The following is a 12145-nucleotide window of genomic DNA, read 5'->3' on the forward strand; positions in this document are numbered from 1 at the left end:
ACCGGCATAGACTATGTTAATGCCACATTAGTTACACTGCGGCATACATTTCCTCACGTTGCTTTTGTACAGCCTCGCTGGTGATGTATTCGTCATAAGTCATTAACTTATCAATTATACCTGCCGGTGTTATTTCTATAATGCGGTTAGCAACGGTTTGCACCAATTCATGATCTCGGGATGTGAAGATGATGTTACCACGGAAATCTTTCATACCGTTGTTTAGCGCGGTGATAGATTCCAGGTCGAGGTGGTTGGTAGGTTCATCCAACAAAAGCATGTTTGCGCTTTGCAGCATCATGCGGCTGAACATACAACGCATTTTTTCACCACCCGATAAAACGCTGGCTTTTTTTAATACCTCTTCGCCACTGAACAGCATACGGCCTAAAAAGCCGCGGATAAACTGGTCATCTTTTTCGCCCGGTGAGTACTCGCGCAACCAGTCGATAAGGTTATCATCTTTACCTTTAAAGTATTCGGCAGTATCTGTCGGTATATCAGCGATGTTTACTGTAACACCCCATTTAAAGTTACCTGTGTAATCAGTATCACGGCCGGTTAAAACATCATAAAAAGCAGTTGTGGCTAAGCTGTTTTCAGATAGCACGGCTATCTTATCGCCTTTGGCTGCCATAAAGCTGATGTTAGAGAACAGCACTTCGCCATTTAGCGTTTTGCCTAAATTTTCCGTTTGTAATACCTGGTCGCCAATTTCGCGGCCCTGGTTATTAAAGATAATACCGGGGTATTTACGGTTTGATGGTTGTATCTCGTCAAGGTTTATCTTGTCCAAAGCCTTCTTACGGCTGGTGGCTTGTTTAGATTTTGAAGCATTCGCGCTAAAGCGGCGGATGAATTCCTGTAGCTCCTTAACCTTATCTTCAGCCTTTTTGTTCTGCTCCGCACGTTGCTTTAACGCCAACTGGCTCGATTCGTACCAGAACGAATAGTTACCGGTGTAGATGGTCATCTTACCAAAGTCAATATCTACCACGTGGGTACACACGGTATCCAAAAAGTGCCTGTCGTGAGATACCACCAGTACAATCGCCTCATACGATGCAAGGAAATCCTCTAACCAGGTAATCGTATTAATGTCAAGGTCGTTGGTAGGCTCATCCAGTATCAGGATATCCGGTTTGCCAAATAGCGCTTGTGCTAACAGTACGCGAACCTTTTGTGTATTATCAAGGTCTTTAACCTGTTTATAGTGATTGTCTTCTTTAATGCCCAGGTTGCTCAATAGGGTAGCAGCGTTGTTCTCGGCGTTCCAGCCGTCCATCTCGGCAAAAAGATTTTCCAGTTCGCCTGCTCGTTCGCCGTCAGCATCGTTAAAATCTTCTTTCAGATAGATGGCATCTTTTTCTTTCATTACGGCGTACATTTCCTTATGGCCCATCATCACCGTCTCAATAACCGTAAAGTCGTCAAAAGCGTAATGGTTTTGGCTTAATACGGCCATACGCTCGCCGGGGGTGAAACTTACCGAACCGCTGGTAGGATCTACCTCCCCAGAAAGTATTTTAAGGAACGTTGATTTGCCTGCACCATTTGCACCAATAATACCATAGCAGTTGCCTTGGGTAAATTTAAGGTTTACATCCTCAAACAGAATGCGTTTACCGAAACGAAGAGATAAATTTGATACCGTGATCATGCTGCGTTACAATTTGCCGCAAAGTTACGGTAAATTGTTTATTTAATTAAGTGCGCTAAATGATTTTGAGGTTATAGAAACTGATGGGAATTTAATCTACACGCATTACACAAGGTTGAGTATAAGCTTCTACGTTTTTTTTAATTTTTATTTAAAAAAGTTTGTTTGATTACGAAAAAACGTATATTTATGGAAACGGTATAACTATTGAACAGGTTAATCCGTAAAACAATTGAGTCACTTAAAAACCCCCCTTTATTATTATGGCTATTGTAGTAACCAGTCTGTTCATCGTAAATGCGTTAGTGGCGGCCAATCACATTAAAAACGGCAGCAGAAACGAAATTTAATCCCTTACGGCTAACTTAGTAACCGAACTAAGTTAGCCGTTTCTTCTTCAGCTAACTTCTTTAAAGGCCCGCTTGCCAGCATCTTCATCATCATGTTAAGATCAGCTGTAATGACGAAATTTACCTCTGTTGCATTCCCGGCAGAATTTAACTCCCACTTTAAGTCGAGATCGAAAGGCGGTTTTTCCGCAGGTACTATCCGTATCAAAGTATAAGCTACGCGCTCTTCAATTTTTAACGATAATTTGGTTATGTTTTGAACATTGAAACTGGCAACATCTACGGTAGATTCCCAATCGGTAATGCTATCGGGCATTAGTTGCCTGTGGTTGTTCATGTCTGCTAAAAAAGCATAAACAATATCGGCAGATTTACTAATTGTAACTGCACTTTCAAATACGCTCATAATTATAGATAGTTATTGTCCCCAGGTGGATGGTTCTTCGCGCCATTTTTTAAGCATATCTACATCGGCTGATGAAATATATTGCTTCTCTTCAGCGTATTTTATCAAAGCGTTATAGTTTGATAAGGTAAAGTACGGGCATTTGGCATTTTTAAAATTCTCGTCAGCAACGTCAAATCCGTAGCTGAATATTGCAGCAAGTCCGGCAACGGTGTAACCAGCTTCCCGCAAAGCATCAACTGCTTGCAAACTGCTTTTACCTGTGGAGATAAGATCTTCTATCACCACCACGCGCTGACCAGGGGTTATCTCACCTTCAATAAGGTTGCCACGGCCATGTTCTTTAGCTTTTGCCCGCACGTAAATAAATGGTAAGCCTAACTCTTGTGCAACCAATGCGCCTTGTGGTATACCGGCAGTTGCCACACCAGCAATAGCATCAACAGAACCGAAAACCTCTTGTATGGCCGAAGATATTTTCTGCCTGATGTAGGTACGTATGGTTGGATAAGATAGGGTTACCCTGTTATCGCAGTAGATGGGTGATTTCCAGCCCGAAGCCCATGTAAAAGGATTAGTAGGTTGTAATTTTATTGCTTTAATTTGCAGCAAAAATTCGGCGACCTGCTGTTGGGTCTCGCTATTGGTAAACATGGCTCAAAAATACAGAATTTATATTAACGAAAAAGTGGTTTTGCTTACTGCTAAAACACCTGATCCGGGTTTAGGTTATCAAGCAATTGATGCTGAGCACTTTGATCTTAAAATAGTTTATCACTGGGCTTTGAAGCAGAAAAATACCCTTTTTTACGTGCTTTGCACTGATGCAAAAGCTTTCTTAAAGCAAATTATTAAAAGCAATTTCTTAATTGAGGCAGCGGGTGGCCTGGTTACCAATAAACATGGCGAACACCTGTTTATTTACCGTAATGATAAATGGGACCTGCCGAAAGGTAAAATAGAAAAGAAAGAGAAAACGAAGATTGCTGCCGTGCGCGAGGTTGAAGAGGAGTGTGGCATCAAAGTAAACAAGCTCGAGGAAAAGATCTGTAAAACCTACCACACTTACATCTATAAGAATGAAGTGGTGCTGAAGAAAACCCATTGGTTTAAGATGCGCTACAAGGGCAAAGAAAAACTTGTTCCACAAATTGAAGAGGGCATCACTGATGTTCGATGGTTTTCTGATAGAGAAGTGCCGGCCATTACCAATAACACATTCCCATCAATAATTGATGTATTGGTGAAAGAAAAGCTTATTGCAGAAAAGGTATAGCCTCTTTAGGTATAAACTGCGAAACATCACCGTTGTAACGGATGATCTCGCGTACGATGCTTGAGCTGATTGATGAGTAACCTGGCTTGCTTACAATGAATATACTTTCAATTTCCGGCTCAAGTGCATGGTTCATTTGCGCGATAGCCTTTTCATATTCAAAATCGCTTACGGTGCGTATTCCGCGTATCATGTAATCAGCGTTTATACTTCGGCAAAAATCAACGGTAAGCCCTTCGTAGGCAATGATATGGATGCGATCGTCATAAGCAAAAACAGCCCTCAGCATTTCTTCGCGTTTACTAACGGGCAATAAGCCTTGCTTGCTGCTGTTTACCCCAACACCTATATAAAATTTGTCAAAAAGGTTTACCGACCGTTTAACAATGTCAACGTGCGCTTTGGTAACAGGGTCAAACGAACCCGGGAACAGGGCTATTTTCATATCAGTAGCTTTTGCTTATCAAAAGTAGAGAAATATTGTAATCAATAATGTGAATGAATAAAATTCCTCCCTTGGGAGAGGTACGATGGATTCTGTGGTAGCAGGTAGGGATGATCATCGCTTTTGGAAACTCCTCTATATACCCTCCCAAGCAAGGGAATCTAACGTGCCTATACTTTCAGCTTAACAATCCGTTTATCTGTGCATATTGTAGCAGCATTATCGTCTTCGCATCTTTTATCTCACCGGTTTTCACCATCTCAAGCGCTTTGCTAAACTCAAGCTCTAACACCTCTATACTCTCGGTTTCATCTGCCAAACCGCCGCCATCACTTACTTTCATGTCTTTGCTGTACTCGGCTACAAAAAAGTAAAGTATCTCAGTGACCGAGCCGGGCGACATGTACGCCTCAAACACTTTTTGCAACTGTGTTATCTTGTAACCGGTCTCTTCTTCGGTTTCCTTACGAATGCAATCTTTAGGGTTATGCTCGTCCAATAAGCCAGCGCAGGCTTCAATGAGGTAACCATCCTCGTTACCATTCAAATAAGTAGGGAGCCTAAACTGTTTGGTTAAGATCACCGTGCCTTCTGCTCTGTTGTACAAAAGTATTACTGCACCATTGCCACGGTCATAAGCTTCGCGTTGCTGGGCTTGCCACTCGCCATCCCTGCCTAAAAGTTCGTAAGTTGCCTTGCGTAAAGTGTACCAATTGTCTGATAGCACGGTGGTCTGCAGGTTTCTTACGTGGTTATTGCTCATCAGTAGGATGCTTAAAAAATGAGAAAGAGGAGTGTCCGTATTTTCTTTGTTCTACAAATGCCGGATGATTGGCCAGGTTTTGCATGCTTTGGTGTTCCACTATCAGTAAGCCATCGGGTTTTAAAAGGTTGCGATCAAAAACTATTTTTGAAATGGTAGGGATCTTATCCAGGTCGTAAGGCGGGTCGGCAAATATGAGGTCATATTGCTCGGTTTCCATTGCCAGGTATTTAAAAACATCAGCCTTAAAGGTTTCTATCTGCGTAAGCCCATGCTGGCGCGCAGCGTCTTTTAAATAACCTACGCAGTGCATACTTCTATCTACTGATGTGACTTTCTCAGCATATCGCGAAGCAAATTCCATAGAGATGTTGCCAGTGCCGCTAAAAAGATCAAGTACAGTAATGCCTTCAAATTCTATTTGATTTTGCAGGATGTTGAAGAGCGCCTCTTTAGCAAGATCAGTAGTGGGGCGTACCGGTAAATTTTTTGGTGGATTAAGCCGCAGGCCTTTCAGTTTACCTCCAATTATACGCATAGCAACAGGGCGGCTATACTTAACAACTTTTGCGATTGTACATCGTAAGGCGCGTCCAGTATGGTGATGCTGCTTAGCCTTACCTGTCCGAAAAAGTCTTTCAGGTAATTAAAATAACCGTCGGTGTCGTTTATTTCACCGCTTAGCACAAGGCGCATGTCTTTTGGCTCAAGCTGTAATTCTTTTGCAACAAGGGCGCAAAAGTAGGCCAGCTCTTCGTGGTTTTTTATACTGAAGGTATTGTGGAAGCGTAGTTTGTTGTACTTGTAATTTACTATCGATACTTTATCATGCCCGATGTTCAAGTACAAATTACTGCTTGTTGGGTAGTCGTTAGGTATGGCTTTAATAAAGCCGGCATCTTTATGAAAAACATATTGGTTATCCAGGTCTTTCACAGCATAAGTTAACGTTTCGTCAGCCTTATAAATGATTACGTTATCATCATCCAGCAGTTGTGAGAAAACCTTTTCGTTGTCTTTTACATCCAGCAAGCGTGCTATATCGTTAACCCTGCCCGGTTCGTAAAGCGATTTTGGTAGCAACGTAGCAGCTTCAGCATCAAGGCCAATGAGTACGTCTTTGTAATTAGCAGTCAGTATATCGCGCAGTTGATCAGGATCACGCAGCTCGTCTGTGTTAAAATTTTCGCCCCAGGCTAATAGCTGTTTGCCATGCACAATGGCATAACTAAAACTGTTCACTTCAACTTGTAGGAGCAGGGTATAGCTATGCGCCTGGTTAAGGCTAAGATCGTTGCTGGTGTAAAGGGTTTTATTCTCGCTCATGCAGTTAAAGCAAAAGTAATATTTTTTATCAATTACCTACATTAACATAGTTATTGGCATTTTTGTGCCATGGACGGTACCGAACACATCAGCAAAAGCTTTCCGCACCAGCCTACGGCACAGCAGCAGGAGCTTTTTTACAAGCTGCATCATTTTTTGGCGACCGACGATGGCGACGAATGCTTCATTTTGCGCGGCTATGCAGGTACGGGCAAAACCACTATTGTTGGTGCTTTAGTAAAAGCTTTGCCCAAATATAATTTCCGCTCGGTTTTGCTGGCACCAACAGGCCGGGCAGCCAAAGTGATAACCAACTACAGCGGCCGTAAAGCATTTACCATTCACAAACGTATTTACAGGAAAAAGTCAGCCTTAAACGTTGACGAGGCTTTTGCACTGGCAGAGAATATGAGCGCCAATACGTTGTTTATTGTTGATGAGGCCTCCATGATATCTAATGAACACAATAGCGGTAATCGCGAGACGCTATTGCGCGATCTGGTGAATTATGTTTATAACACCAAAAATTGCAAATTGATACTAGTTGGCGATACCGCCCAGTTGCCGCCGGTTGGTACAATAGACAGCCCTGCGCTGGATTTTAAATTGATGAAAGATTCCTTCGGGTTAGAAGTGCATACTTATGAACTTACCGATGTACTTCGTCAGCAAAAGGAATCGGGCATACTACATAATGTAACCAACGTGCGTAACATCATCAGGCAGGGTAAGGAAGTGATGCCGCGCATTGTTACCAGAGGCTACAAAGATGTTTACCGCATGCGTGGTGATATGCTGGAGGAAGGGCTTAATTATGCTTATAACAAATATGGTAACGATGATACGCTGATCATTTGCCGGAGTAATAAAAATGCTAACTTATATAATAAACAGATCCGGGGCCGCATACTTTACCGCGAAGAAGAACTCACCGGCGGCGACCAGCTGATGATCGTACGTAACAACTATTTCTGGCTAAAAGATCAGGAAGACAGCAGCACGGGATTTATTGCCAACGGCGATATAGCCCGGGTAAAAAAAGTGCGACGCTTTGAGGAGATGTATGGTTTTCGCTTTGCAGATGTGCAATTGGAGTTTATTGATTATGCTGAAGACCCCATATTAGATTGCAAGGTGCTTTTAGATACCCTTTACTCAGAAGCCCCGGCACTGTTGGCTGATGATCAACGCCGCTTTTACGAGGAGGCTATGAAAGACTATGACCATATTCCTAACAAGCGCGACAAACACAATGAGTTAAAATTAAACCCTTATTACAACGCCCTGCAGGTGAAATTTGGTTACGCCATTACCTGCCACAAAGCGCAAGGCGGTCAATGGGGTGCCGTTTTCGTAGATCAGGGCTATCTTACCGAAGAAATGGTGAATACGGATTTTCTCCGATGGTTCTATACGGCCTGCACGCGTGCAACTGATGAATTATACCTGATGAATTTTAATGAGAAGTTCTTTGATCAGAATTTACAGGATTAAAGAATTATCAGAATAACACGAATAAGCATTCTGTAATCCTGAAATATTTGATTGGAATTTACGGGATTTACAAATTGTCAGAATAAAGTGGAGTAATTTCTAATCATTCTGTAAATTTAAATTCTGTTAATTCTGATTCAGACTTTCCGGTAGCGTTATTGTAAACAAACTACCTTCGCCTTCTTTGCTTTGTACAATTATGGTTCCGTTGTGGCTGTTTACAATATCGCGCACAATGCTCAATCCAATACCGGTTGATTGCTCGCCGCGCAAGCCGGTACGACCTGCGCCCGAAAAACGTTCAAATATTTTTGGGAGCATATCTTTAGGTATACCCGTTCCATAATCCTTAACCTGGATAACAAGATTTCGCTTATCGCGGTTAAGATGTACCTCCACCTTGTCGCTATCTTTAGAGAATTTTAGTGCGTTGCTGATCAGGTTATCCACCACACGAGGAAATTTCTCATGGTTCAACATTGCAAAGGCAGATTTTACGTTGCTTATCAATACCACATTCTCTTTACCGCCCTGCTGTACCTTCCAGGTGGTTACAATGTCCTGCAAGCATTTATTAAGATCAGTGCGTTGCAGTTTATCTGTGGATAGCCCCGCATTCTCGTTGCGGGCAGCATCCAGCAGGTCGTCAATGATAGTACGCGCCTTTACGCACGATTCGCGCATCATGTTCAGGTTATCTTCAGTATCCTCGTCAATATCATCAAGCGCCATCATCATGGTTAACGATTCAACGGCAGCGATAGGGTTACGCAGGTCATGCGCAACTGTGCCCAAAACCTGATTTTTAAAGGCATTAGCTTTTTCTATCTGTGTTTTTTGCTCGCGGATCTCCACTATCTGGCCATAGTAGCTTGCTTTGTAGCTAAAGAAGTAGCGCGATGTAAGGTAAAATCCGGCTAACAAAATGGCCGAGATCATTTGGTTGTAAACCATTTCGGTTGGGCTCACCTGTGCGTGGTAGCACATAATGGTAAACAGTAACTCAATGCCTATTAGTAAAACAATGGTTTCATAATACTCAAAGGTGAAGAGCATACTCACAACACTTAAAGCAATAAGGTAAAGGGTCAAACTGTTGCTCGGGTCAGATGTAGAAATAAAACTCGAGTACATTCCGCAGAGAACAATATAGATAGCGAAGACGAAAACAAAGAGTTCCATAAAACTTGTGCTCCGTTTGGTTTTGCGCATTTGTAAAACCAGTAAGTGCGCAAACAGGTAAAAAAAAGGCGTTATCCCAATAAATAGCCAATTTATAAAGTTAAACTCCGGGAAATTCTGTGCTTTGGTAAGGCTCTCTGGAAACAAGTGATATAGTATCCTGATGATAACATTGAGCGATAGGAAAATGAAGCTGGCCGTACGTACGCTTTGCAAATTTTGATACGTGTAATAATTGCGATAGGGTTCGCGATACTTAGGGGCAAGCTTGGCAAAAAAATGTGTTTCCAAAGTTAATAGTCAGGGGTTTGCCAAAGTTATTAAAATGCAGGTTCCATAACAAATAGGTTTGATCGAAATAGTCAGTCGGGTTGACAATTTGTCTTACTAATTTTAAATTAAATGTCAAATATTCAGGTTGTGGTTAGTAAACCTGCAATGGCAATAAATTTGATTATAACTTATCACTATGAATTTTAACAACTTTACCATAAAAGCCCAGGAAGCGGTACAAAAAGCTTCTGAAATTGCAGCCGGCAACCAGCAACAAGCTATTGAGCCGGCCCATTTGCTTAAGGGTTTGCTTTTGGTTGATGAAAACGTTATCACCTACCTGTTAAAAAAACTTAATGTAAACCTTAACAGGCTTAACGAAACCCTTGACGAGCAAATAGCGTCGTTCCCTAAAGTGAGCGGCAGTAACATATACCTGTCGGCAAATGCAAACAGTGCCTTACAGAAAGCGCAATCTTACTTGAAAGAATTTAAGGATGAGTTCGTATCTGTTGAACATATTTTACTTGGCATTTTATCCGGCAGTGATAAAGCAGCCGGTGCCTTAAAAGATGCCGGCGTAAATGAAAAAGATCTTAAAAAAGCAATCGTAAGCCTTCGCGGTGATAACAAGGTAACCGACCAGAACGCAGAAGCTACTTATAATGCTTTAAATAAATATGCCCGTAACCTTAACGAGTATGCCGAAAGTGGCAAGCTGGACCCGGTTATTGGCCGTGATGAAGAGATTCGACGTGTGATACAGATCCTGTCGCGCAGAACAAAGAATAACCCTATACTGGTGGGTGAGCCCGGCGTTGGTAAAACTGCTATTGCCGAAGGTATTGCCTTCCGTATCATTAAAGGTGACGTACCTGAGAGTTTGAAAAGCAAAACAGTGTACTCTTTAGATATGGGTGCATTGGTAGCGGGTGCCAAATATAAAGGTGAGTTTGAAGAGCGCCTTAAAGCGGTTATCAAAGAAGTTGTGCAAAGCGACGGCGATATTATCTTGTTTATCGACGAGATACATACCCTTGTTGGTGCCGGTGGCGGCGAAGGTGCTATGGACGCCGCAAACATTCTTAAACCTGCACTGGCAAGAGGGGAGTTACGTTCGATAGGTGCAACCACACTTAACGAGTATCAGAAATACATTGAGAAAGATAAAGCGCTTGAACGCCGTTTTCAAAAGGTGATGGTTGATGAGCCGGATACGGCTGACGCCATATCAATTTTGCGCGGACTGAAAGAGCGTTATGAGGCACATCACAAGGTGCGTATCAAAGACGAAGCTATCATAGCTGCAGTTGAAATGTCGCAGCGCTACATATCAGACCGTTTTTTGCCGGATAAGGCTATCGACTTGATGGACGAGGCTGCTTCAAAATTGCGTTTAGAAATGGATTCGGTACCTGAAGCGGTTGATGAACTGGAGCGCCGTATTATGCAACTGGAGATAGAACGCGAGGCGATCAAACGTGAGAAAGATGATCATAAGGTAAAAGAATTAAGCGAAGAGATCGCTAACCTTTCCTCACAACGCGATTCGTTACGTGCCAAGTGGCAGGGCGAAAAAGATATTGTTGACGGTATAAACCAAAAGGTTGAGCAGATAGAAAACTACAAGTTGGAAGCCGAACAGGCAGAACGTGCAGGTGATTATGGTAAAGTAGCCGAATTGCGCTACGGTACCATTGTACAGGCGCAAAAAGAAGTTGAGGAACTTAAAGCCGCCTTGCAGGAAAACCAGGACCATAGCCGCATGCTAAAAGAGGAAGTTACTGCTGATGACATTGCGGGTGTGGTATCACGCTGGACAGGTATCCCGGTTAGCAAAATGGTACAAAGCGAGCGCGAAAAGTTGTTAAGTCTGGAAGATGAGCTTCACAAACGCGTGGCAGGGCAGGAAGAAGCTATTGAGGCCATCAGCGATGCTATCCGCCGCAGCCGTGCCGGTTTGCAAGATAAACGCAAGCCAATTGGTTCATTTATCTTCCTTGGTACTACCGGCGTTGGTAAAACAGAATTGGCCAAGGCTTTGGCAGAGTACCTGTTTAACGACGAGAACTCAATGGTGCGCATAGATATGAGTGAGTACCAGGAACGCCATGCCGTATCAAGGTTGATAGGTGCGCCTCCGGGCTATGTAGGCTATGATGAAGGCGGACAATTAACTGAAGCGGTTCGCCGTAAACCATACAGCGTTGTGCTGTTGGATGAAATTGAAAAAGCGCACCCTGATGTGTTCAACATCTTACTTCAGGTTTTAGATGATGGCCATTTAACAGATAATAAAGGCCGGGTGGTGAACTTTAAGAACACCATCATCATCATGACCTCTAACATTGGTTCAAATATTATCCAGGAAAACTTCCAGGATTTTGAGGACAGCGATAAAGAGGCAGTGATAGCAAAAACCAAGAACGAATTATTTAACCTGTTAAGGCAAACTATCCGTCCGGAGTTTTTAAACAGGATAGACGAGATCATCATGTTTACACCACTAAGCCGCGATGAGATCACCGATATTGTTAAGCTGCAATTTAAACAAGTACAACAAACATTGGCTGAGATGGGTGTAAGTATCGAAGCCTCAGACGAGGCTTTAGATTGGCTGGCCCAGTTAGGTTATGATCCGCAATTTGGTGCACGCCCGCTTAAACGCGTGATACAAAAACGGATACTGAACGAACTATCAAAACAGATCCTTGCCGGCAAGGTGGATAGGGACAGTAAGATAAAGCTGGATATGTTTGATAACAACTTTGTGTTTATGAATGCCAATGAAGGATAAGTGCTGAGCGATAGCAGACCGGACGTTACATGGCTATGTGATCGATTGATAAATTTGCCGGTCTGCCATTCATAAACACAATTTAAAGAAAGAGCTGCCTTAGGGCGGCTTTTTTTGTTTATCTATGAAATGGGTCAAATAAGTTAATAATAACTTAATCTTTAAGAAATCAC

General features: G+C 42.6%; 11 protein-coding genes. 3 read left to right on the forward strand and 8 right to left on the reverse strand.

Annotated features, from left to right (window positions below):
• Positions 1–31: 31 nt before the first annotated feature.
• The 3 genes from INP83_RS12490 to pyrE all read right to left on the reverse strand — a co-directional run bounded on the left by INP83_RS12490 (position 32) and on the right by pyrE (position 3070).
• Entirely contained in the window at positions 32–1660 is a 1629-nt protein-coding gene (locus INP83_RS12490; RefSeq protein WP_219124412.1) for an ABC-F family ATP-binding cassette domain-containing protein, read from the reverse strand.
• Positions 1661–2020: 360 nt separating this feature from the next.
• Entirely contained in the window at positions 2021–2416 is a 396-nt protein-coding gene (locus INP83_RS12495; RefSeq protein ID WP_219124414.1) for an SRPBCC family protein, read from the reverse strand.
• A gap of 12 nt (positions 2417–2428) precedes the next feature.
• Positions 2429–3070 carry an orotate phosphoribosyltransferase gene (pyrE, locus tag INP83_RS12500; protein WP_219124415.1) on the reverse strand — a complete coding sequence of 214 codons (642 nt, stop codon included), beginning with the start codon at positions 3068–3070 and terminating at the stop codon, positions 2429–2431.
• Between pyrE and INP83_RS12505 the strand changes: the two genes are divergently transcribed.
• A complete protein-coding gene (locus tag INP83_RS12505; RefSeq protein WP_219124417.1) occupies positions 3069–3692 on the forward strand; it encodes an NUDIX hydrolase in 624 nt (207 codons plus the stop codon). The genes pyrE and INP83_RS12505 overlap by 2 nt on opposite strands.
• Here INP83_RS12505 and coaD read toward each other — a convergent pair.
• The 4 genes from coaD to INP83_RS12525 all read right to left on the reverse strand — a co-directional run bounded on the left by coaD (position 3673) and on the right by INP83_RS12525 (position 6226).
• Positions 3673–4137 (reverse strand): pantetheine-phosphate adenylyltransferase, encoded by a 465-nt coding sequence (gene coaD / locus INP83_RS12510; protein WP_219124419.1) that lies wholly within the window; start codon positions 4135–4137, stop codon positions 3673–3675. The two genes, INP83_RS12505 and coaD, sit on opposite strands and share 20 nt — an antisense overlap.
• A 178-nt stretch (positions 4138–4315) precedes the next feature.
• Positions 4316–4900, reverse strand: coding sequence for a GDP-mannose pyrophosphatase NudK (gene nudK / locus INP83_RS12515; protein WP_219124421.1), 585 nt, complete (start codon positions 4898–4900; stop codon positions 4316–4318).
• Positions 4890–5438, reverse strand: a complete 549-nt coding sequence (gene rsmD, locus INP83_RS12520; RefSeq protein WP_219124423.1) for a 16S rRNA (guanine(966)-N(2))-methyltransferase RsmD — start codon at positions 5436–5438, stop codon at positions 4890–4892. Before rsmD ends, nudK begins: the two co-directional genes overlap by 11 nt.
• A complete protein-coding gene (locus tag INP83_RS12525) occupies positions 5429–6226 on the reverse strand; it encodes a DUF3822 family protein (RefSeq protein ID WP_219124424.1) in 798 nt (265 codons plus the stop codon). The genes rsmD and INP83_RS12525 overlap by 10 nt, the downstream gene beginning before the upstream one ends.
• A 69-nt stretch (positions 6227–6295) precedes the next feature.
• On the opposite strand from INP83_RS12525, the gene INP83_RS12530 reads away from it, so the two are divergent.
• Entirely contained in the window at positions 6296–7720 is a 1425-nt protein-coding gene (locus INP83_RS12530) for an ATP-dependent RecD-like DNA helicase (RefSeq protein WP_219124426.1), read from the forward strand.
• Between the two features lie 126 nt (positions 7721–7846).
• Here INP83_RS12530 and INP83_RS12535 read toward each other — a convergent pair whose 3' ends face one another.
• Entirely contained in the window at positions 7847–9193 is a 1347-nt protein-coding gene (locus INP83_RS12535) for a sensor histidine kinase KdpD (RefSeq protein ID WP_219124428.1), read from the reverse strand.
• Positions 9194–9371: 178 nt separating this feature from the next.
• Between INP83_RS12535 and clpB the strand changes: the two genes are divergently transcribed.
• Positions 9372–11972, forward strand: a complete 2601-nt coding sequence (gene clpB, locus INP83_RS12540) for an ATP-dependent chaperone ClpB (protein ID WP_219124430.1) — start codon at positions 9372–9374, stop codon at positions 11970–11972.
• Positions 11973–12145: the final 173 nt, after the last annotated feature.

The organism is Mucilaginibacter sp. 21P (assembly GCF_019331605.1).
Classification (GTDB): Bacteria; Bacteroidota; Bacteroidia; order Sphingobacteriales; family Sphingobacteriaceae; genus Mucilaginibacter; species Mucilaginibacter achroorhodeus.